Annotated in this window: 19 protein-coding genes; 8 read left to right on the plus strand and 11 right to left on the minus strand. The window is 72.2% G+C overall.

Annotated elements, in window-relative coordinates:
* Positions 1–17: 17 nt before the first annotated feature.
* The gene (gene guaA, locus AMYTH_RS0124855) at positions 18–1,577 is read right to left on the minus strand and encodes a glutamine-hydrolyzing GMP synthase (protein WP_027932568.1); all 1,560 of its coding nucleotides are present in this window, start codon (positions 1,575–1,577) and stop codon (positions 18–20) included.
* 406 nt (positions 1,578–1,983) lie between these two features.
* On the opposite strand from guaA, the gene AMYTH_RS0124860 reads away from it, so the two are divergent.
* Complete coding sequence (locus AMYTH_RS0124860; RefSeq protein ID WP_027932569.1) at positions 1,984–3,429, plus strand: aldehyde dehydrogenase family protein; 1,446 nt, start codon at positions 1,984–1,986, stop codon at positions 3,427–3,429.
* Here AMYTH_RS0124860 and AMYTH_RS0124865 read toward each other — a convergent pair.
* Positions 3,401–5,134, minus strand: coding sequence for a GMC family oxidoreductase N-terminal domain-containing protein (locus AMYTH_RS0124865; RefSeq protein WP_027932570.1), 1,734 nt, complete (start codon positions 5,132–5,134; stop codon positions 3,401–3,403). The genes AMYTH_RS0124860 and AMYTH_RS0124865 overlap by 29 nt on opposite strands.
* 143 nt (positions 5,135–5,277) lie before the next feature.
* Between AMYTH_RS0124865 and AMYTH_RS0124870 the strand changes: the two genes are divergently transcribed.
* From AMYTH_RS0124870 to AMYTH_RS0124880, 3 genes are read left to right on the plus strand one after another with little or no spacing between them, the layout of a single operon-like run.
* Complete coding sequence (locus tag AMYTH_RS0124870) at positions 5,278–7,890, plus strand: HAD family hydrolase (protein WP_027932571.1); 2,613 nt, start codon at positions 5,278–5,280, stop codon at positions 7,888–7,890.
* Positions 7,887–8,882: a class I SAM-dependent methyltransferase gene (locus AMYTH_RS0124875; RefSeq protein WP_027932572.1), complete on the plus strand. Its 996-nt coding sequence runs from the start codon at positions 7,887–7,889 to the stop codon at positions 8,880–8,882. The genes AMYTH_RS0124870 and AMYTH_RS0124875 overlap by 4 nt, the downstream gene beginning before the upstream one ends.
* A complete protein-coding gene (locus AMYTH_RS0124880; protein WP_027932573.1) occupies positions 8,879–10,231 on the plus strand; it encodes a hypothetical protein in 1,353 nt (450 codons plus the stop codon). The genes AMYTH_RS0124875 and AMYTH_RS0124880 overlap by 4 nt, the downstream gene beginning before the upstream one ends.
* Before the next feature lies 1 nt (position 10,232).
* Here the strand turns inward: AMYTH_RS0124880 and AMYTH_RS0124885 are convergent, their stop codons facing one another.
* The gene (locus tag AMYTH_RS0124885) at positions 10,233–10,550 is read right to left on the minus strand and encodes an ArsR/SmtB family transcription factor (RefSeq protein ID WP_027932574.1); all 318 of its coding nucleotides are present in this window, start codon (positions 10,548–10,550) and stop codon (positions 10,233–10,235) included.
* Between the two features lie 114 nt (positions 10,551–10,664).
* On the opposite strand from AMYTH_RS0124885, the gene AMYTH_RS0124890 reads away from it, so the two are divergent.
* Positions 10,665–11,420, plus strand: a complete 756-nt coding sequence (locus AMYTH_RS0124890) for a hypothetical protein (RefSeq protein ID WP_027932575.1) — start codon at positions 10,665–10,667, stop codon at positions 11,418–11,420.
* Positions 11,421–11,441: 21 nt separating this feature from the next.
* On the opposite strand, the gene AMYTH_RS0124895 is transcribed toward AMYTH_RS0124890, so the two are convergent.
* Together AMYTH_RS0124895 and guaB are read right to left on the minus strand one after the other, a co-directional pair.
* A complete protein-coding gene (locus AMYTH_RS0124895; protein ID WP_027932576.1) occupies positions 11,442–12,575 on the minus strand; it encodes a GuaB3 family IMP dehydrogenase-related protein in 1,134 nt (377 codons plus the stop codon).
* A gap of 75 nt (positions 12,576–12,650) precedes the next feature.
* The gene (gene guaB, locus AMYTH_RS0124900) at positions 12,651–14,153 is read right to left on the minus strand and encodes an IMP dehydrogenase (RefSeq protein ID WP_027932577.1); all 1,503 of its coding nucleotides are present in this window, start codon (positions 14,151–14,153) and stop codon (positions 12,651–12,653) included.
* A 173-nt stretch (positions 14,154–14,326) separates the two neighbouring features.
* Here guaB and AMYTH_RS0124905 point away from each other — a divergent pair, with 173 nt between their 5' ends.
* Positions 14,327–14,716 carry a DUF5319 domain-containing protein gene (locus tag AMYTH_RS0124905; protein ID WP_017986689.1) on the plus strand — a complete coding sequence of 130 codons (390 nt, stop codon included), beginning with the start codon at positions 14,327–14,329 and terminating at the stop codon, positions 14,714–14,716.
* 115 nt (positions 14,717–14,831) lie between these two features.
* Here AMYTH_RS0124905 and AMYTH_RS0124910 read toward each other — a convergent pair whose 3' ends face one another.
* The 5 genes from AMYTH_RS0124910 to AMYTH_RS0124930 all read right to left on the minus strand — a co-directional run bounded on the left by AMYTH_RS0124910 (position 14,832) and on the right by AMYTH_RS0124930 (position 19,060).
* Positions 14,832–15,758 carry an anti-sigma-D factor RsdA gene (locus AMYTH_RS0124910; protein ID WP_017986688.1) on the minus strand — a complete coding sequence of 309 codons (927 nt, stop codon included), beginning with the start codon at positions 15,756–15,758 and terminating at the stop codon, positions 14,832–14,834.
* On the minus strand, positions 15,759–16,331 hold the full coding sequence (locus tag AMYTH_RS0124915) for a sigma-70 family RNA polymerase sigma factor (RefSeq protein WP_026153775.1): 573 nt from the start codon (positions 16,329–16,331) through the stop codon (positions 15,759–15,761).
* 253 nt (positions 16,332–16,584) lie between these two features.
* Positions 16,585–17,181, minus strand: a complete 597-nt coding sequence (locus AMYTH_RS0124920; protein WP_017986686.1) for a response regulator transcription factor — start codon at positions 17,179–17,181, stop codon at positions 16,585–16,587.
* A gap of 141 nt (positions 17,182–17,322) precedes the next feature.
* Complete coding sequence (locus AMYTH_RS0124925; protein WP_027932578.1) at positions 17,323–18,159, minus strand: serine/threonine-protein kinase; 837 nt, start codon at positions 18,157–18,159, stop codon at positions 17,323–17,325.
* Between the two features lies 1 nt (position 18,160).
* Positions 18,161–19,060, minus strand: a complete 900-nt coding sequence (locus tag AMYTH_RS0124930; RefSeq protein WP_027932579.1) for a MerR family transcriptional regulator — start codon at positions 19,058–19,060, stop codon at positions 18,161–18,163.
* Between the two features lie 274 nt (positions 19,061–19,334).
* Here AMYTH_RS0124930 and AMYTH_RS0124935 point away from each other — a divergent pair, with 274 nt between their 5' ends.
* Positions 19,335–19,637, plus strand: a complete 303-nt coding sequence (locus tag AMYTH_RS0124935; RefSeq protein ID WP_017986683.1) for a WhiB family transcriptional regulator — start codon at positions 19,335–19,337, stop codon at positions 19,635–19,637.
* Positions 19,638–19,677: 40 nt separating this feature from the next.
* Here the strand turns inward: AMYTH_RS0124935 and AMYTH_RS0124940 are convergent, their stop codons facing one another.
* Complete coding sequence (locus tag AMYTH_RS0124940; RefSeq protein ID WP_209440787.1) at positions 19,678–20,286, minus strand: TetR/AcrR family transcriptional regulator; 609 nt, start codon at positions 20,284–20,286, stop codon at positions 19,678–19,680.
* Positions 20,287–20,360: 74 nt separating this feature from the next.
* Between AMYTH_RS0124940 and AMYTH_RS0124945 the strand changes: the two genes are divergently transcribed.
* A complete protein-coding gene (locus tag AMYTH_RS0124945) occupies positions 20,361–21,101 on the plus strand; it encodes a 3-oxoacyl-ACP reductase family protein (protein WP_027932581.1) in 741 nt (246 codons plus the stop codon).
* Positions 21,102–21,109: the final 8 nt, after the last annotated feature.

Genomic DNA, 21,109 nt, shown 5'->3' on the forward strand with positions numbered 1-21,109 from the left:
CCCAGGTCAGTCCCGGATCACTCCCACTCGATGGTGCCCGGCGGCTTGCTGGTCACGTCCAGCACGACCCGGTTGACCTCGGGGACCTCGTTGGTGATGCGGGTGGAGATGCGCTCCAGCACGTCGTAGGGCAGGCGGGTCCAGTCGGCTGTCATGGCGTCCTCGCTGGACACGGGGCGCAGCACCACGGGGTGGCCGTAGGTGCGGCCGTCGCCCTGAACGCCGACGCTGCGGACGTCCGCGAGCAGCACCACCGGGCACTGCCAGATGTCGCGGTCCAGGCCCGCCGCGGTCAGCTCCTCGCGGGCGATCGCGTCGGCGGCGCGCAGCGTCTCCAGCCGGTCCGCGGTGACCTCGCCGATGATGCGGATGCCGAGGCCGGGGCCGGGGAACGGCTGCCGGTGCACGATCGTCTCCGGCAGGCCCAGCTCCAGCCCGACGCGGCGGACCTCGTCCTTGAACAGCAGCCGCAGCGGCTCTACCAGCTCGAACTGCAGGTCCTCCGGCAGGCCGCCGACGTTGTGGTGGCTCTTGATGTTGGCCGCGCCGGTGCCGCCGCCGGACTCGACGACGTCCGGGTACAGCGTGCCCTGGACGAGGAAGCGGTAGTCGCCCTGCGCCTTGAGGTCGCGCTCGGCCTGCTCGAACACGCGGATGAACTCGCGGCCGATGATCTTGCGCTTCTGCTCCGGGTCGGTGACGCCGGCGAGGGCGCCGAGGAAGCGCTCGCGGGCGTCGACGGTCACCAGGTTCACCCCGGTGGCGGCGACGAAGTCGCGCTCGACCTGGGCGCGCTCGCCGGTGCGGAGCAGGCCGTGGTCGACGAAGACGCAGGTCAGCCGGTCGCCGATGGCGCGCTGGACCAGCGCGGCGGCGACGGCGGAGTCGACCCCGCCGGACAGGCCGCAGATCGCGCGACCGTCCTCGCCGATCTGCTCGCGGATGCGGGCGATCTGCTCCTCGACGATCGAGGCGGTGGTCCACTGCGGTTTGATGCCCGCGATGTCGTGCAGGAAGCGGCGCAGGACCTCCTGGCCGTGCGGCGAGTGCAGGACCTCGGGGTGGTACTGGACGCCGGCGATGCGGTCGTCGACGTTCTCGTAGGCGGCGACCGGGGCGCCCTCGGAGGTCGCGGTGACCTTCGCGCCGGCCGGCGGCTTGGTGACGCTGTCGCCGTGGCTCATCCACACCTGGTGCCGCTCGGGCAGCTCGCGGTGCAGGATGCCACCGTCGGCCGGGATGTGCACCTCGGTGCGGCCGTACTCGCGGTTGCCGGTGGCCTCGACGGTGCCGCCGAGCGCCTGGGCGAGGACCTGGAAGCCGTAGCAGATACCGAAGATGGGGACGCCGGACTTGGCCAGCTCGGGGTCCATGCCCGGGGCGTCCGGCGAGTAGGCGCTGGCCGGGCCGCCGGACAGGACGATCGCCGAGGGGTTCTTCGCGAGGATCTCGTCGCGCGTGGCGGTGTGCGGCACCACCTCGGAGTAGACCTGCGCCTCGCGGACACGGCGGGCGATCAGCTGCGCGTACTGCGCGCCGAAGTCGACGACGAGCACCGGACCGCTCGGATTGGACACCGGACCTCCATCAGGACGACGTGTGTCTTCCATCGTCCCAGGTGGGCTGGGTCACGTGCGCCCGGGGACGTGGTAACGACGAAGGCCCCGGACGCGTGGCCCGGGGCCTGTCTGACGTATGGATGGCCGGCACGGCGGTCGCCTCTCGGCGAAAGGTCCGAACAGGGCTCCGGCTCACACCGGTATTCCCTGACGGCGAAACAGGTGAGGCCCGGGGGACACGGACCGCACCGACCAGCACGTACAACGGGGGCGGTGCGCCGGGTATTCCGCCCCGGGCACCGGAACCACCTCCAGCGCGCAATCCGGCTCGGGAACCTCCCCGCTGATCACCCGATCGGGGCGATGCTCGCGGCACGCGTGGAACGTGAAACGACCTTTCCTCCGGCGCTCTAAGTTGGTCCGCATGGACACCATCACGCCGGAACCGCGGCCGGCCTGGATCGCCGGCTGGGCGGAGCAGGGGACGGCCACCCTGGACGTGCACCACCCCTTCGACGGCAGCGACGTGGCGACCGTCGCCGTGCCGGGGCCGGATCAGGTCGAGCGTGCGGTGGCCGCCGCGGTCGCCGTCGCGCCGGTGCTTCGCCGGACACCGGCCCACGTCAGGGCCGCCGCGCTGGAACACACCTCGCAACAACTCGCCGCGCGCGCCGAGGAGCTCGCCGAACTCATCACCGCCGAGAACGGCAAACCCCTGAAGTGGGCGGAAGCCGAGGTGCGCCGCGCGGTGTCGGTCTTCCGCATCGCCGCCGAGGAGGCCCGCCGCTTCTCCGGCGACCTCCAGCGCCTGGACACCGACGCCGCGGGCGAGAACCGCCTCGCCATGGTCCGCCGCGTGCCCCGCGGCCCCGTCCTCGGCATCGCGCCGTTCAACTTCCCGCTCAACCTCGTCGCCCACAAGGTCGCTCCCGCGCTGGCCGTCGGCGCGCCGATCATCGTCAAACCCGCCCCGCGCACCCCGCTGTCCGCGCTGGTCCTCGGCGAGATCCTGGCCGAGACCGACCTCCCGGAGGGCGCGTTCTCGGTCCTCCCGCTGGGCAACGAGGACACCGCGAAACTGGTCGCGGACCCGCGACTGCCGGTCGTGTCGTTCACCGGCTCCGGCCCGGTCGGCTGGTCGCTGGCCGACGCCGCCCCGCGCAAGCACGTCGTCCTGGAACTGGGCGGCAACGCGGCCGCGGTCGTGCTCGGCGACTGGACGGACCTGACCGGCGCCGCGCAGCGCATCGCGACCTTCGGCAACTACCAGGCCGGCCAGTCGTGCATCGCGGTGCAGCGGGTCATCGTCGAACGCTCGGTGGCCGACGAGTTCATCCCCGCGCTCGCCGAAGCCATCGCCGCGCAGCGGACCGGTGACCCGTACGACTCCACGGTGGACGTCGGCCCGGTCGTCGACGAGGCGGCCGCGGAACGGATCGTCGCCTGGGTCGACGAGGCCGTCGCCGCCGGCGCGAAGCTGCTGGCCGGCGGGTCGCGCCAGGGCGCGACCGTCGAACCCACGCTGCTCACCAGCGTGCCCGCCGAGACGAAGGCGTGGTCCGAGGAGATCTTCGGCCCGGTCCTCGCCGTGTCCGTGGTCGAGAACGCCGACGAGGCCTTCGCCGCGGTCAACGCCTCCGCCTACGGGTTGCAGGCCGGCGTCTTCACCCGCGACGTCCGCCTCGCGTTCCGCGCCTCCGCCGAGCTCGAGGTCGGCGGCGTGATCATCGGCGACGTGCCGTCCTACCGCGCGGACCAGATGCCCTACGGCGGTGTGAAGGGCTCCGGGGTGGGCCGCGAAGGCGTGCTCGCCGCCATGCACGACCTCACCGAGGAGCGGGTCACCGTGTTCGCCGGGATCGACCTGTAGACACCAGCGGCAGTCGGAGGGCGGCCGGCGCGTCGGCCGGGACCGCCGGGTCCTTCGGCGGGACCGGCTTGATCCGCCGGTAGCCCTTCGACTGGTCCGGCCGCTTGTCGGCCTCGCCCTTGTTGGGCCAGAACGAAAACGCCCGCTCCGCCTGCGCGGTGATGGTCAGCGACGGGTTCACGCCCAGGTTGGCCGTGATCGCGGTGCCGTCCACGATGGACAGTCCGGGGTAGCCGAACACCCGGTGGTACGGGTCGATCACGCCGTCCTCGGCGCTGGTGCCGATCGGCGCGCCGCCGATGAAGTGGGCGGTGAGCGGGATGTCGAACACCTCGCCCCACGTGCCGCCCGCGGTGCCGTCGATGTGCTTCGCGGTCAGCTCGTTGGCCTGGTGCCCGGCCGGGATGAACGTCGGGTTCGGCTCGCCGTGCCCCTGCTTGGACGTGTACTTGCGCCGCCCGAACAGGCCCCGCTTGGTGTAGGTGGTGATCGAGTTGTCGAGGCTCTGCATCACCAGCAGGATCACGGTCCGCTCGCTCCACCGGTAGCCGTTGAGCAGCTTCGCGCTCTGCACCGGGTGCTTGACCAGGAACCGCACCGCCTGCAGCCAGCGTGGCGTCGGCACCGAGCCGTCGGTCGCGATCGTCTGCAGCAGGCTCATCGCGTTGCTGCCCTTGCCGTAGCGCACCGGCTCGATGTGCGTCGACTCGTCCGGGTGGAACGACGACGTGATCGCCACGCCGCGGCTGAAGTCGCGCTCCGGGTCCACGGTCGGGCGGCCCGCGCCGATGATGGCTTCGGAATTGGTGCGGGTCAGCTCGCCCAGGCGCGACGACAGGCGGGGCAGCGTGCCCTGGTCGCGCATCTCGTGCAGCAGCCGCTGCGTGCCCCAGGTGCCCGCGGCGAGCACGACCTGGCCCGCGGTGAGCGTGGTGCGGAAACGCTTCGACCTGGTGCCGGTCTTGCGGACGTCGACCTCGAACGAGCCGTCCCCGCGCGGGCGGACGGCGGTGACCGTGGTGAGCGGGATGACCTGCGCGCCGCCCTGTTCGGCGAGGTAGAGGTAGTTCTTGACCAGCGTGTTCTTCGCGCCGACGCGGCAGCCGGTCATGCACGAGCCGCACTCGGTGCAGCCCGTCCGCTCCGGCCCGGCCCCGCCGAAGTACGGGTCCGGCACGCGCTCGCCCGGCTTGTCGAAGAACACCCCGACCGGCGTCGGGTGGTAGCTGTCGGCGACGCCCATGTCGGCGGCGACCTTCTGGATGACCTCGTCCGACGGCGTGACGCTCGGGTTCGTGACCACCCCGAGCATCCGGCTCGCCTGGTCGTAGTACGGCGCGAGCTCGGACTCCCAGTCGGTGATGTGCGCCCACTGCTTGTCCTGGTAGAACGGCTTGAGCGGCCGGTACAACGTGTTGGCGTAGACCAGCGACCCGCCGCCGACACCGGCGCCGGCCAGGATCATCACGTCGCGGAGCAGGTGGATCCGCTGGATGCCGAAGCAGCCGAGCGCGGGCGCCCACAGGTACCGCTTGAGGTCCCAGGACGTCTTGGCGAACTCGTCGTCGGCGAACCGGCGGCCCGCCTCGACGACGGCCACCCGGTAGCCCTTTTCGGTCAGCCGGAGCGCGGCGACGCTGCCGCCGAACCCCGATCCGACCACGATGACGTCATAGTCAGCCGCATTGCTGTTACGCGTGGTCACAGGTAAAGCGTAACCACCACCACAGGGTTCTGACCAGTAGTAAGTTACCGATCAGTTCGGGCAACCTCTTCGCCGCGCGTAACGTATTTCCCCCATCGGAGTGATTATCGTTGTAAATCACATCACAAATCTGGGGAGATGCCTTGTCGTTGCCGCCCTCGCTCGACCGGGTCCGCCGGCTGATCACCGACGGCTCCTGCGCCGTGCTGTCGCTGGATGTCTTCGACACCATCCTGTGGCGGCGCACGCCCAGGCCCACCGACGTGTTCGCCGTGCTGGGGGCGCGGCTCGTGCGGGACGGCCGGTGCCCGGACTGGGTCACGCCCGCCGCGTTCCGGCGCATGCGGATCGTCGCGGAACAGCGGGCGCGCCAGAGCGAGGAGGCGCTGGGCACCGAGGTGTCGCTGTTCGACATCTGGCAGCACATGCCGATGCGGATCTTCGGCGCCGAGCTGCCCGAGCTGGTCCGCGCCGAGGTGACCTGCGAGCGCGACTTCACGGTGCCCGACCTGGACATCGCCGAGCTGGTCGAACTGGCCGCGAAGCACCACGTGCCGACCGTGCTGGTGTCGGACACCTACTTCACCGAGGAGCACCTCACCGAACTGCTCGACCGCCCCGGCCTCGGCGCGCTGCGCGAAGCCCGGGTCTTCCGCTCGCACCAGCACGGGCTCGACAAGGCGTCCGGGCTGTGGGAGATCGTCCTGGACAACCTCGGCGTGCACCCCGAGCAGGTCGTGCACATCGGGGACAACGCGGTCGCCGACATCGAGGTGCCGCAGGAGCTGGGTGTCCGGACCGTCTACTACGAGCGGCTCGACGAGGAGTTCCTCGCCGTGCTGGAGCGGGAGCGCGAGCCGCTCGGCCTGGAGGACCCGCTCGGCGAGCACCTCGACACCGATCAGGGCGACTACGGCATCACCAGCCTGCGCGCGAAGACGCTCCAGCGGGTGGACCAGGCGGCCCAAACCCCGGTCCGCACGGCCTGGCGGTACGGCGCTGCGGTGCTCGGCCCCGTGCTGACCGGGTTCGCCGAGTGGGTCGCGCTGCGCGCCCACCAGTCCGGGATCCCGGTGCTGTGGTGCCCGATGCGCGAGGGCACCCTGCTCTCGGCGCTGATCAACAACGCCGCGCAGGCCCGCGGCTGGAACGTCGAGGCCCGGCCGGTCTGGTTGTCCCGGCACGTCACCTCGCTGGCCGCGCTCGACCCGGCCGACCCGGACTCGCTGCGGCAGTTCATCCAGCAGCGCCACGGGCTCACCGTCCGCCAGCTGATGCAGGCCCTGCACCTGCGCCCCGGTGACGTGCCGCCGCTGGCCGAGGCCCTGGACACCGTCCTGGACAACGACCGGGAGATCGACCTGGTCACCGACGTGCTCACCGAAACCGCCCACCTGCGCAACCGGCTGGCCGTCACGGTCACCCGCATCCGCGAGCGGGTGCTGGGCGAGCTGCGCCGGGCCGGGATGCTCGACGCGCCCGAGCCCGCGCTGGTCGACCTGGGCTGGGGCGGGACCATCCAGTACTACCTGGGGCGGCTGCTCGACGTGGCCGGCGCGCAGGTCCGCCCGGCCGGCTTCTACCTCGCCACCGACGACCGGTCGGTGCGCGTGTACCGGGCCGGGCTGCGCATCGAGAGCTACCTCAGCCAGGGCGGGCAGCCGCCCGAGATCGCCCGGACCATCAGCCGCAGCCCCGAGGTGCTGGAGCAGTCGGTGAACGACTTCTGCGGCTCGCTGCTGGACTTCGCCGACGACGGCTCCCCCGTGCTCGGCCCGGCCTCCGACGGCGAGGCCCAGCTGGCGCAACGGCGCGCGGTCCAGGACGGCATCCGCGAGTTCCAGACCCAGTGGTACCGCTACGCCGACGGCGGCTGGCCGGACCTGACCGGCACCGCGCGGCACCGGCTGGCGAACATCCTGGTGTCCGCGCTGAAGGCGCCGACAGCCGCCGAAGCCGCGGTGTTCGGCAACTGGGCGCACGAGGACAACTTCGGGTCCGCGCTGATCACCCGGGTCGTGCCGGAGGACCTGCTGCCCGCGATCCCCTACCTCTCCCCCGCCGACCTGGCCGATCTGGAGATGCGCGACGCGTTCTGGCCCGCACTGCTCGCGGCCTCGGACACCCGGCTGGCCGCGGGCGCTCGCGCGCTGGCCGACAGACAGGTGGACGCGGACCTGTTCGAGCCGTCCGACGATCCGGCCGAGACCAGGTTGAGTTTCCGCACCGGCGACGGCGAATGGCACGACGGCCCGCGCCGCCGGGTGCGGATCAACCACAACGGGCTTTCGTTCGCGCGCCTGGACTTCCGCTCCGCCGACGTCACCGACGTGGCTCTCGCGGTGCCGGGGCGGCCCGCGCTGGTGCGGATCGACTGGGTCGAGGTCAAGGCGATCGTGCCCGGTCAGAGCGTGCCGCGGGTGGAGCGCTGGGAACACCCCGCCGACTTCGCCGGGCTGATCCACGCCGCGTGCCGGTGGCTGGGCGGCACGCTGTTCGAGTTCGAGGCCGACGAGGGCGCGGTGTGGTTCCCGGTCGCCGCCCGGTTCGGCGCGCCGGTGACGTCCGGGCAGGTGACGGTCGCCTTCGCGGTGCTGCCGAAGTCCCGGACCGGGCTCGGCGCCCACCCGCCGTCAGCGCCCCGGCTGACGCGGATGCGCAGCCGGGTGCGGGAGGAGATCCGCACGCACGGACCGGTCGGCCTGGCCACGTCGGCGGCGCGCATCGCCGTGCGGCAGCTGCGGAGCGGCAAGTGAACGACTACGGCACCCGCACCGATCCGCACGCCCAGGCCCGCGCGGCCCGGCAGACACCCCTGCTGCTGCACTCGCTGTCCTGCTTCCGGGAGGTCTTCGAGGTCGTCTACGCGCACCGGCCGATCTCCACGGTGGTCGAGGTCGGCGTCGAGTCCGGCCAGGTCAGCGGCATCTACACGGAACTCGGCGCCCGCGCGGTGTACTGCGTCGACCCGGCCCCGACCGAGTCGCTGCGCGCGGCGATCGCCGGGAACCCGGCGCTGCACCTGGTCGAGGAACGCTCGCCGGACGTGCTGCCGCACCTGCCGGTCGCGGACCTCTACGTGCTGGACGGCGACCACAACTACGCGACCGTGCGCGCAGAGCTGGCCTGGGTGCTGGCGAACGCGCCGGACGCGGTCGCGGTGCTGCACGACGTGCTGTGGCCGTGTTCGCGGCGGGACCAGTACTACCTGCCGTCCCGGCTGCGCCCCGAGGACCGGCATCCGTCCAGTTCGGAGGGGCCGACCGTGTGGCACGACGAGCTGACCCGCGCCGGGTTCGTCGGCCTCGGCGCGTTCACGTGCGCGCAGGAGGCCGGCGGCGAGCGCAACGGCGTGCTCACCGCGGTCGAGGACGCACTGACCGAGGGCTGGCAGCTCGCGATCATCCCGGCGATCTTCGGCGTCGGCGTGGTCACCCGGGACGAGGCGCTGCTCGACGCGCTGCGGCCCTACCGCGACTCGCGGCTCCTCTACACCTTGGAGAACAACCGCATCGCCCTCTACACCCGCTTGCTGCAGCTGCAGTTCGACGCGGTGGCGCACGCGGAGAACGCGGACTCGATGGCGGAGACGATCGCCGCGCAGCGGCGTGAGCTCGACCGGCTCGCGACGGAGGCCGCGGACCTGCGTGCCGAGGCCGACGAGCTGCGCAGGCAGAACGAACGGCTGCGGGCGCAGCTCGACGAGCGTCCGGCGACGCTGGCCGACCGCGTCCTGCGACGGCAGTGAACCGGACCCGCACCGCGACGATCGCGGCGAGCGTGGCCTGGGTGCTGGCGGCGACCTGGCTGCAGCTCATGCGGGGCCCCGGGCTGCGTGCCTACGACGTGGTGTGGGCGGAGGACGGCGGCGTCTTCCTGAACCAGGCGATGCGGCATTCCTTGTGGCACAACCTGGTCACGCCGCACGCCGGGTACCTGCAGGTGATCGCGAAGCTGATCGCGCAGCCGGCCGCGGCGCTGCCGCTCGCGTGGGCGGCGGCCGCACTGGCCGCGGGCGCGGCGCTGGTGGTCGCGTTGATCTCACTGCTGGTGTGGTTCCACAGTGGACGGGTTCTGCGGTCGCCGTGGGCGCGGGTGCTGGTGACCGTGGTCGTGCCGCTGCTGCCGCAGGCCGGGTTCGAGGTGAACGCGGCGGTCAACGACCTGCACTGGTACCTGGCGTACGCGGCGTTCTGGGTGCTCCTGGCGCCTCCGCGGTCGGCGGCCGGGCAGGTGGGTTCGGCGGCGGTGGTGGCGCTCGCGGCGCTGTCCGATCCGCTGACCGCGCTGGTGCTGCCGGCGGCGATCGTCGGGATCGTGCGGTCGCCGCGGCGGCTGCTCGCGTGCGTCACGCCCGCGGTGATGCTGGTGGCGCTGGCCGTGCAGGGCTGGGTGCACCTGACCCGCGCGGCCGGGTACCGGGCGAGCGAGACGGTGCTGGGCGAGCTGCCGTCGATCTACGGGCTGCGGGTGCTGCTGAGCGCGCTGACCGGGGACCGGTTGCTGGGGCCGCTGTACCAGTGGGCCGGGCTCGTGCTGGTCGCTGTCGTCGGTGCGGTGGCCGCGCTCGTGGCGGGTTTGCTGCTGTGGCGCGCGGACCGGGTGGCGCGACAGGTCGCGGCGGTCGGTCTGGTGTGCTCGGTGGCGTACCTGGTGGTGCCGGTCGGGTTGCGTGGCACGGGCGGGTTCCTGGAGCGCGCGGAGTTCTCGCTGAACGGGTCGCGCTACACGATCGTGCCGCTGCTGTTGTTGTGGGTCGCGGTGGCGGCGTTGCTGGACCGGCTGCGGCCGCGGACGGTCGTCGGCGGGGCGGTCGCGGTGTTCCTCGGCGTGCAGGTGCTGAGCGACTGGGCGGCTCCGAGCGTGCGCACGGGCGGGCCGTCGTGGCGTGCTTCGGTGGCCGACGCGCGGGCTGCGTGCGCAACGCCCATCCGTCCGCCGCAGCCGGTGCCGCTGGTGGCGGAGGAAGACGGCCGCTACGCCGTGCCGATCGTCCCGGGACCGGGCGACGTCACGATCGTCGTCGCGCCGGTGCCGCCGCCCGGCGAGCCGCTGCTGTTCGCGGTGGTGGCGCCGTGCGCGGAGGTGCGGGGCTGACTCAGCCGGCGTTGGCGAGCACCGCGTCCACGAGCCCGGGGAACCTCTTCTCCAGCTCGGCGGTGCGCAGCGTGTTCATGCGCTGCCTGCCCTCGTCGTACTGGCGGATCAGGCCGCCCTTGCGCAGGGCCCGGAAGTGGTGGCTGAGCGTGGACGCGGCGACCGGCAGGCCGAAGGTGCCGCAGGGGCGGTCGCCCTCGGCCTGGAGCAGGCGGATGATCGCCCGTCGGGTGGGGTCGGCGAGCGCGTGCAGCACGTCGTCGACGGTGATCTCGTCGAGCTCCGGGTGCGCGATGCCGGACCAGCGGCCGAGTGGCACGGGCTTGTCCTCCTGAAGATGTTCTCAGCTCTCTTCGACACTTAACGAAGACTCTACTGCTCCGGAGGACTATTCGAGACACGTCGAAAACAGACAGACTGGGAGGAACCGATCATGCGTGCACGTCTGCTCACCGGCCTGACGGCCGCCGCCCTCGCCTTCACCATCGCCCCGGCCGCGGCTGCCGAGACGCACCCGCACCCGACGCCCTACGGCCCGCAGCGGCCGTACGAGCCCGACGTGGCGGGGCCGGTGAACATCGACACCGGCACCGCGGTGTACGCCCCGGATGGCGGTTCGCGGTTCGGCGTGACCATCACGTTCGACGCCCGGCGCTCGACGACGACCGGCGTGGAGCCGGCCGCCCCGCGCGAGTTCGTGTTCCTGTTCGACCGGTCGGTGCGCTTCAACCCGCACCTGTTCCCGACGTGCGACCGGTCGGTGATCGAGACGCAGGGCGCGGCGGCGTGCCCGGACGGTTCCCTGGTCGGCTCCGGGCGGGCGGAGTTCTACCGCGGCGGGGCGGGCGAGGTGCTGGTCTTCAACACCACGTTCGACCACGGCAGGCGCGGCGTGCTGATCCACATCCCGGTCAGCGGGGCCATCCTGGAGAACACGCTGGAGCGCGTGGTGGGCGACTACCGCGACGACTACGGCTGGGGGCTGAACGAGATCGTGCCGCCGAACGACACGCCGCCGCAGGACCGGCCGAGCACGTCGGCGTTCGCCGTGACGTTCGGCGCGGTCCACAACGGACACAGCTTCGTGCAGAGCTTTGCGAAGCCGGGGTCCGAAGTGGCGGCCGGCGTGTGGAGCGAGTACGTCACCGGCCAGACGACGCTCGTCGAGGGCACGCTGACGCGGCCGTGACGCGCAGGGGACCAGCGACCGTCAGCCGCGCACCGACAGGCCCACCCGCTGGAACTCCTTGAGGTCCGAGTAGCCCGTCTTGGCCATCGCCCTGCGGAGGGCTCCGAACAGGTTGATCGAGCCCTCCGCGTCGGACGACGGGCCGAACAACAGCGTCTTCAGGTCCACCTCGATGTCCGGCCCGGCGGCGACCCGCGAGCGCGGCAGGTTCGGGTGCGCGGCCGCCGCGGTCCAGTACAGGCCGTGGCCGGGCGCCTCGGACGCCGCGGCCAGCGGGGCGCCCACCACCACGGCGTCGGCGCCGCAGGCGATCGCCTTCGCGATGTCGCCCGAGCTGGTCATCCCGCCGTCCGCCAGCACGTGCACGTACCGGCCGCCGGTCTCGTCGAGGTAGTCACGCCGGGCAGCGGCCGCGTCGATGATCGCCGTCGCCATCGGCACCCCGATGCCCAGCACGCGGTCGGTGCTCGTCACGCCCGGCGTGTACCCGTGGCCGACGATCACGCCCGCCGCGCCGGTGCGCATCAGGTGCATCGCGGTGCGGTAGTCGGACACGCCACCGGCGATCACCGGCACGTCCAGGCCACCGATGAAGTCCTTGAGGTCCAGCGGGTCGGCGTCGTCGTGGGCGACGTGCTCCGCGGAGATGATCGTGCCCTGCACGACCAGGATCTCGACCCCGGCCGCGATCAGGTGCGGCGTCAGCTCGGCCGCGCGCTGCGGGCTCACCCGCGCCGCAACGGTCACGCCCGACTCGCGCACCCGGCGGATCGCCTCGGTCAGCAGCTCCGGCAGCACCGGCGCGGAGTGCAGCTCCTGCAGGGTGCGGACCAGCGCGGTGCGGTCCTCGTCCTTCGCGGCGTCCACCAGGCGAAGCAGCGCCTGCTCGGCGTTGGCGTGCCGGGCCCACAGGCCCTCGGCGTTCAGCACGCCCAGCCCGCCCAGCTTGCCGATCTCGACCGCCGTGTCCGGCGACACCACCGCGTCCGTCGGGTGGGTGACCAGCGGGATGTCGAACCGGTAGGCGTCGATCTGCCACGCGGTGGACACGATCGCCGACGACCGGGTCCGCCGGGACGGGACGATCTCCACGTCATCGAGGTCGTACGCCCGCCGCGCGGTGCGTCCCATGCCGATCTCGACCAGATCGCGCACGTCAGGTCCCTTCTCGCCGCCAGTAGTTGACGGCCCATTGTCGCTAGGCCATCGGTGTGACCCGCGCGCAGGGGGTCACCGAGAGGTGTAGTTGGGCGCCTCGACCGTCATGGTGACGTCGTGCGGGTGGCTCTCCTTGAGGCCCGCGGCCGTGATCCGCACCAGCTGCGCCTTCTGCAGCTGCTCGATCGTCTCCGCGCCCGCGTAGCCCATGCCCGAGCGCAGCCCGCCGACGAGCTGGTGCACGACGTTGGCCAGCGGTCCGCGGAACGCGATGCGGCCCTCGATGCCCTCCGGCACCAGCTTGTCCTCGCTCAGCACGTCGTCCTGCGAGTAGCGGTCCTTCGAGTACGACTTGCGCCCGTCGCGGGACTGCATCGCGCCCAGCGACCCCATGCCGCGGTAGGTCTTGAACTGCTTGCCGTTGACCAGGATCAGGTCGCCCGGCGACTCGGCGGTGCCGGCCAGCAGGCTGCCCAGCATCACGGTGGACGCGCCGGCCGTGATGGCCTTGGCGATGTCGCCCGAGTACTGGATGCCGCCGTCGCCGATCACCGGCACACCGGCCGGGCGGCACGCCTTGTCGGCCTCGTAGATCGCGGAGATCTGCGGCACGCCGACCCCGGCGACGATGCGGGTGGTGCAGATCGACCCGGGGCCGACGCCCACCTTGACCGCGTCCGCGCCCGCGTCGACCAGCGCCTGAGCGCCGGCCCGGGTGGCGACGTTGCCGCCGACGATGTCGACGGTGTCGCCCAGCTCCTTCTTCAGCGTGGCGACCATGTCGATGACCGCACGCGAGTGGCCGTGTGCGGTGTCGACCATCAGCACGTCCACACCCGCGTCGGCGAGCGCCATCGCGCGCTGGTGACCGGCCGCGCCGACGCCGACCGCCGCGCCGACGACCAGGCGGCCGTCCGGGTCCTTGGTGGCGTGCGGGTACTGCTCGGTCTTGACGAAGTCCTTGACGGTGATCAGCCCGCGCAGCTTGCCCGCGCCGTCGACGATCGGCAGCTTCTCGATCTTGTGGCGGCGGAGCAGGCCGAGCGCCGCGTCCGCGGTGACACCGACCTGCGCGGTGATCAGGTTCTCCTTGGTCATCACCTCGCTGACCGGGCGGCTGTGGTCCAGCTCGAACCGCATGTCGCGGTTGGTGATGATGCCCACCAGCGTGCCGGACGCGTCCGTGACCGGGAGGCCGGAGATGCGGAACCGGGCGCACAGGGCGTCGACCTCGGCGAGCGTGTCGTCGGGCGAGCAGGTGACCGGGTCGGTGACCATGCCCGCCTCGGACCGCTTGACGACCTCGACCGCCGCGGCCTGCTCCTCGATCGGCAGGTTGCGGTGCAGGACGCCCATGCCGCCCTGGCGGGCCATGCTGATCGCCATGCGGGCCTCGGTGACCGTGTCCATCGCCGCGGAGACCAGCGGGATGCGCAGGGTGATGTTGCGGGACAGCCGGGTCGACGTGTCGACGTTGCTGGGCACGACGTCCGACTCGGCCGGCAGCAGCAGCACGTCGTCGAAGGTCAACCCGAGCATCGCGAACTTGTCTTCCGGGGCGAACTCGCTCGTCATGTGGGTGGCTGACCTTCCTGGCGGTGGCGGGTGAACCTTCCGTCGATGGTATCTGGCCCCCGTCCCGGCAACCGCCGGACTGGGGCCAGACGTGACCGGGGAAACTCGCCCCTGTTTGGAGGGACTGAAAGGCCCTGGACAAGCAACCCGGTCGGGCAGGTACGGTGCGACGCGTGCCGCACGAAGTGTTGCCCCCCGACCCGTTCGCCGACGACCCGGACGACCCCGCACGGGAGCTCGCCGGCATCGGGGACGACGAGCTGGCCGAACCGATGGACGCGCAGGCGCGCGCCGAGTTGCTGGCGGACCTGTCGGACCTCGCGGTCTACCAGGCGCTGCTGGAGCCCCGCGGAGTCCGCGGGATCGTGGTCGATTGCGGTGAGTGCGATCAACCGCACTTCCACGACTGGCACCTGCTGCGCGCGAGCCTCGAGCAGTTGCTCGCGGACGGGCGGATGCGCCCGCACGAGCCGGCCTTCGACCCCAACCCGGCTGACTACGTGAGCTGGGACTACTGCCGCGGTTTCGCGGACGGGATCACGACCACCGAAAGCGCCTACTGACTGTTTCCACGAGAAGGCCCGGCCGCGGGAGGCCGGGCCTTCGCCATGTCCGGGGCAGGACGCCGAAAATGGCGAAGACCCGGCCGCTCTCGGCCGGGTCCTCTCACGAGACGGATCAGTTCGAGCTGGTGCCGGTGTCCACACCGGCCGGCGCCTGGCCGGCGCCCGAGTCCGGCGTGTCGTAGCGCACCGTGCTGCCCGAGGTGCCGTCGCCGGGTGGCGTCGTGCTGCTCTCGGTCGTCGGGGACGGCGAGGTCGTGCTGCTCTCCGACGGGGTCGGCGTCGTGGTCTGCTGCGGGCTCGTCGTGGTCGACGAGGACGGCGACTTCGTCGAGCTTGGCGGCGGCAGCGCGGCCGAGGTCGGCAGGGAGGTCGGCGATTCCGGCGTGGTGGTGCCCGAGTCCGGCAGCATCGAGGCGAGCTGCTGGTGCTCCGCCATCAGCTGGCTGAGGTTCTCCTCCTCGGTGACCTGGCTCAGCTTCGCGGCGGCCTCGGCGAGCGCCTGCTGCGCCTCGGCGATGCGGCCCTGCGAGAGGGCGATGCTGGCCTGCTGCAGGTCGATGCGGGCCGCGGAGGCGGCCTCGACCGACCGCGCGTGGTCGGCGTAGAGCACCTTGGTCAGGCCCCACAGCGTGTCGCCGGGCTGCGCGTCCCGCGCGGCGATGCTGGTGCCGGTGAACCCGATGGCGAGGACGGCGGCGGCCGTGGCGACCGGCACGAGCAGGCGGCGACGGCGCGCCCGCTGCCCGTGGCGGCGGGCCAGCGCGGCCGTCTTGATCGTCGTGACGGCGGTGTCGGTGTCGATGAGCTCGGCGAGCGGCTCGCTGTCGATGTCCCGTCGCCAGGACAGCAGCAGGGCGTTGAGTTCCTGGTCACCCAGGTCGTCGGCGATGCCGGGGTCGGACCCGCCGAGCGAGTCCAGCAGACCGTCGTCCGCGCGGATCGCGGTGAGGTCCGCCTCGAACTCCGCCCGCGACGAACTCAGGGTCGACTCGAACTCGAGCTCGTCGAGCTCACGTCTGACGTCTTCGCGATCGGTCACTCAGGCCACCTCCTCGGACGCCAGCGCCTTGCGGAGCCGGGCCAGCGCGCGGTGCTGCGCGACGCGGACGGCACCCGGCGTCGAGCCGACCGCTTCCGCGGTCTCCTCGGCGGACAGGCCCACGACCACGCGCAGAACCACGATCTCCCGCTGCTTGTCGGGCAGAACCCGGAGCAGCTGTGCCATGCGCTCGTTCAACTCCCCCTGCAAGGCGCGCTGTTCCGGCCCGATGTCGCCCTCGATCTCGTCGGGGATCTCGGCGACGGGCTCGGCCCGGTTGCGCGCGGCGGCCCGATGCGCGTCGGCCACCTTGTGCTGGGCGATGCCGTACACAAAGGCCAGGAACGGGCGCCCTTGGTCACGGTACGAAGGCAACGCCGTGAGCACTGCTAGACACACCTCCTGGGCAACGTCGTCTGCCGAAGCGAACGACCGCTCCTGTCGTCCGACCCGGGCACGGCAATACCGCACCACCAGGGGACGGATAGCGGCCAGCAGCCGCTCCACCGCCTGGGGATCCCCCTCGACAGCGGCGGCGACTGGCTCATCCAGCCCGTCCCCCACATTGGCCATCGCAGACAACAGTCCCAGCGTTACGTGTAGGCGTGCAAAATTAACGGCGCGGCAATCCCCACATCGCTCACACCGGTGAGGCCTACGGTACCTGGCGACGCCGGTGTCGCGTATGCGTGGTCGGCTCTACAGCCGCGCCGGCCTCGCCGAACCGAGGCCGCCCAGTATCGCACGGATGTGGTTCGCAGGGGGGCGATCGAGCGAAGCGGCGCGCGGAAACACGAAAATTTCTCGCTGAATCCGCGCGTCCGCGTCAGGAGACCAGACCCCGGCGGAAGCCGTGCGCCACGGCCTGCGCACGGTCCCGCACGCCGAGCTTCCGGAACAGCCGGCGCGCGTGGGTCTTCACGGTGTCCTCGGAGAGGTACAGCTCACGGCCGATCTGGCCGTTGCTCTTGCCCTGGCTCATGCCGCGCAGCACCTGCAGCTCGCGCTCGGTGAGCTGCACGCCGGGGTCGGCGGGCTGGCGGGGCGCGGGCACCGAGGTGCTGGCGAGGGTGTGCGCGAGCGCGGCGACCAGCTCCGGCCGGGACGCGTCCCAGCGCAGGTAGCCGCGGGCCCCGCCGGCGATGGCGGCGGCGATGCTGCCGGCGTCGTCCGGCGCGCCGAAGACGATCACGTTGGCCTGAGGGTTGGCGGACACCAGCCGCCGAGTCGCCTCCACCCCGGCCGGCATCGCGCGCTGGGTGCCGACGAGCACGACGTCGACCGGCTGCCGCGAGTACCGGGCCAGCAACTCGTCACCGTGCGCTACACAGTCGATGCGACTGACACCGGGGACAGCAGACATCACGCGGGTGAGCCCTTCGCGGACACTGCGTCGGTCGTCGCAGATCAAGACCGTCGTCACGGGTGTTCCTTCCTGCAGCCGGGTGACATTCCATATCCCCTATCGGACGCTTGAGGCCGTACCTTGACACGATCCGGTGGCTTTTTTTGGAACTTCTTCGCCCGGATGTCGGTATGGCCGGCGGGAGCCCCGCACCCGGGGTCAGACCGGTACCCACGGAGAACCATGCGCCAGCCGCCTCCCTCCGGGATCGGAGCCCAGTAACACTGCGTGTAACACCGCGGCCGTCCGCGATCGGTGGCGGTCCGCGTCGGCGGGCCACAGATCGGCCGCGATCAGCCCGGCGGGCCAGCTGAGCGAGGACAGCTCGTACTTGTCCGCGTCCGCCAGCGCGCCCGAGACGAGCTCCCCGGCTCTTCGCTTCTGCCCGATGGTGCCCAGCGCCGCGGCGAGCACCAGTTGGGACTTGACCGTGTGCCGGATCGATCCGGCAGCGGTGGCTTCGTCGAGAGCGACCTCGGCCGGCCCGACCGCGGCCTGCGCGTCGCCCGAGGCGAGCGCGAGTTCCGCGGTGACCCAGCCGAGCCGGGTCCGGGTCCGCCAGTTGTCCACCGCGCCCGCGGCTCGGTCCAGGACGCGTCGCGACGCGGTGAGCCGCCCGGTGCCCAGATGGTCGGCGGCCAGCCCGAGGAGCGCGTCCGCGAGCGCGCCGCGAGCGTCCAGGCCGTCCGGGTCCGGCTCCGACACGGCCATGACGGCCTGGCGCAGCGCGGCGCCGTCGAGCCCGCGGGCGACGGCGTGGCCGCCGAGCTGACGGCGGTGCGAGGCGAGGGTGGCCAGCGCCAGTGCGGCGACCACCTGGTCCCGGTCGCGGGCGAGCTCGTCGAGCAGGGTGGTGGCAGCCGCGTAGCGGCCCTGTGCGCCGAGCACGATCGCGCCGAGCAGGCGCCGCCTGGGCGGGCCAGCGGCGGCGAGCACGTCCGGCGGCGGCGCCGGACGGTCGCCGAAGGCCGCTCGTCGGAGTTCGATCTCGTGCACGTTACTTCCCTACCAGGACGTACTCGATCCGGTCAGCCGCCGTCCGCAGTCCAGACAGCTGTTCGACGCGATCCGGCAGCTCCGGGGCGCGCCAGCCGGGGCCGGCGGCGAACAGGCGGCTGCGCAGCCCGCCGCGGGACACTTCGGGGAACAGCTCCGGATCGGCGTTGCCCGCGCGGTCGGCCCAGAGCACCACGGCCGCGGGTGAGCTGCGCCGGACAGCCGCGGACAACGCGGGACCGGGCAGTGGCAGCCCGAAGAGCTGCGAGCCGATGCGCCGCGCGGCGAGGCCCGCGGCCAGCACGTGCAGCGACAACGCGTCCTGCTCGCCCGGAACGCGGCTGAGCAGGACCGGGCGCTGGTTGCGCGGGTGGTCGAGCACCGGCGTGGCGCGCACTACGGCGGCCAGCACGCACTCGCTCAGCATCGCCTGCACCTCGACCCCGGCCGGGGTGCCCGGCCAGCCGGCCCCGCAGGCGTCGAGGACCGGGGCGATCACGCCCTCCCATGCGTCGAGGACGCCGACGCTGCCGATCGCGTCGTCGAGAGTCTGCTGCACCGCGCGGCCGTCGAGCGCGACCGCGGCCGCACGCAGCCGGCGGGCGGCCGCGCCGTTCTGCGCGGCGCTGAGCTGCTCGGCCGGCGGCGGCAGCGGCTGGGCCGCGATCTCCGGGGCGGCGCCGAACGACTTCGGCATCTGCTGGAGCGCGTAGCGAGCGGCCTCCGCGGTCGAAGCGCCGCGCAGCAGCGCGCGCTGCATCAGTTCGAGCCGGCCGATGTCGGCGGCGCAGTAGCGGCGGTGCTTGCCGTCGGTGTGCCTGCTCGGGCCGAGGCCGTAGCGGCGGTCCCAGGTGCGCAGGGTCGAGGGCGCGACCCCGAGCCGCCGGGCGACGGCGGCCACGGGCATCGTCGGCTCGGCCTGACCGGCACCCCTGGGACGGCTCACCCGACCCAATATCCCGGTACCACTCGAACGGGGCAACCTGAATCGGTTTCGTCATTTCCCCTGTTTACGGCCCTGATCTCACGCATCCGGGGGAAACCTAACGGCTGAATCAGCGGGATTCCCTTGAACAACTATTGGCGCGCTTCTAACGTTACCGCCGTTGCGCCATTCGGAGTAATCGCCGGGCGGCTAAGCAGGGGTGGCACGACCGAATCGGAGGGCGGTCACGATGGCAGACACGCGTAGGCTCCCGGGCCCGAACGCCGATATCTGGGATTGGCAGCTGCGGGGGTCGTGCAGGGGGATGGACAGCGGCGCGTTCTTCCACCCGGATGGCGAGCGGGGGCCGGCGCGAGCGCGCCGGGAGGCCCGGGCGAAGGCGATCTGCCAGTCCTGCCCGGTCCTGCAACTGTGCCGGGAACACGCGCTCGCGGTGCACGAGCCGTACGGGATCTGGGGCGGGCTGTCGGAAGCCGAGCGGGAGACGATCATCCGCACCGGGAAACCGCAGCTGACCCTTTCCGGCCAGTAGCCGGAACGGAAAAGGCGGACGGCACCCGGGTGAACGCCCGTCAGCCGGGTGCCGTCTTTTTTCCCAGAAATCGCGGCCACGCGGACATCGCCGTGTCGATGACCGCTTCCAGGTCGGCGAGTTCGGCGCCATCTCGCGCTTGAATCGACATCCCGTGCAGAATCGTGCCGTAGAACCGGACGATTCCCTCGATGTCGGCGTCTTCGGGCAGGTCCCCCTCCGCGACCGCGCGCCGCAAGCGGGCCGCCACTCCGATCAGGTTGTTCCGCCGCTTCGCCGCGAGGAATTCGCGGACCGGCCGGTTCTGCTCCGTGCAGTTGAGCGCGGCCAGCACGACCATGCACCCGCGCGGGTGCCCCTCCTCGACGTACCCGCGGGCACTCTCCCGCAACCAGGCCTCGACGGCGTCGCGCGCGGTCTCCCCCTCCGGCGGCCGGTGCCCGAACCGCTCGCGGTAGCGCTCGATCGCCTCCCGGAACAACGCCTCCTTCCCGCCGAAGGCCGCGTACAGGCTCGGTGAGCCGATCTTCATGGCGGCGGTCAGGTCGGACAGCGACGTGCCCTCGTAGCCGCGCTCCCAGAAGACGTACATCGCCTCATCCAGGGCCGCGTCCCGGTCGAAGGCCCTCGGACGGCCGCGTGGTGACATGGTTCGCATTCTATAGCGGTCGGCACAGAAGTCGCCCTAACTTCTGTGCCGATCACTACAGAAATGGAGGGCTCATGGGTTCGCTGGACGGCAAGGTCGCACTCGTGACCGGGGGCAGCAGGGGCATCGGGGCGGCGATCGCCCGGAAGCTGGCGGCAGAAGGGGCGCACGTCGCGGTCACCTACGAGAAGTCCGCCTCGCGGGCGGCCGAGGTGGTGGCCTCGATCGAGAGCCTCGGCCGGAAGGGGCTGGCGCTGCAGGCCGACAGCGCGGACGCCGAGGCGCTGACCGCGGCGGTGAACCAGGCCGCCGAAGCGCTGGGCGGGCTGGACGTGCTGGTCAACAACGCCGGGATCTTCCCGCGCGGGACGATCGAGGAGATGAGCCTCGCCGACTTCGACCGGACGCTGGCGGTCAACGTGCGGGCGGTGTTCGTCGCGACCAAGGCCGCGGTGCGGCATCTGCCGGCCGGTGGCCGGATCATCACGATCGGCAGCACGCTCGGCGAGCGGGTGGCGCGGCCGGGGATGAGCGCCTACGCGGCGTCTAAGGCCGCCGTGGTGGGGATGAGCCGGGCGTTCGCGCGTGATCTGGGGTCGCGCGGGATCACTTCGGTGGTGGTTCAGCCGGGGCCGACCGACACGGACATGAACCCGGCGGACGGGCCGCGGGCGGCGAGCACTCTCGCGCTCTCGGCTGTTGGGCGGCATGCTTCGCCGGAGGACTTGGCCGCGACCGTTGCGCATGTCGCCGGGGCTGGTGGGGCGTTCATCACCGGGTCGGTGATCACTGTTGATGGTGGGGTCAATGCTTGAGTAGGCGC

Source organism: Amycolatopsis thermoflava N1165, from assembly GCF_000473265.1.
In the GTDB taxonomy this organism is placed as follows: domain Bacteria; phylum Actinomycetota; class Actinomycetes; order Mycobacteriales; family Pseudonocardiaceae; genus Amycolatopsis_E; species Amycolatopsis_E thermoflava.

Coding starts and splice junctions, on each gene's coding strand:
- AMYTH_RS0124915 (WP_026153775.1), bottom strand. CDS start 16,331: ATGGCCAATGTGGGGGACGGGCTGGATGAGCCAGTCGCCGCCGCTGTC.
- guaB (WP_027932577.1), bottom strand. CDS start 14,153: ATGACGAGCGAGTTCGCCCCGGAAGACAAGTTCGCGATGCTCGGGTTG.
- AMYTH_RS0124935 (WP_017986683.1), top strand. CDS start 19,335: ATGGCAGACACGCGTAGGCTCCCGGGCCCGAACGCCGATATCTGGGAT.
- AMYTH_RS0124945 (WP_027932581.1), top strand. CDS start 20,361: ATGGGTTCGCTGGACGGCAAGGTCGCACTCGTGACCGGGGGCAGCAGG.
- AMYTH_RS0124860 (WP_027932569.1), top strand. CDS start 1,984: ATGGACACCATCACGCCGGAACCGCGGCCGGCCTGGATCGCCGGCTGG.
- AMYTH_RS0124940 (WP_209440787.1), bottom strand. CDS start 20,286: ATGTCACCACGCGGCCGTCCGAGGGCCTTCGACCGGGACGCGGCCCTG.
- AMYTH_RS0124890 (WP_027932575.1), top strand. CDS start 10,665: ATGCGTGCACGTCTGCTCACCGGCCTGACGGCCGCCGCCCTCGCCTTC.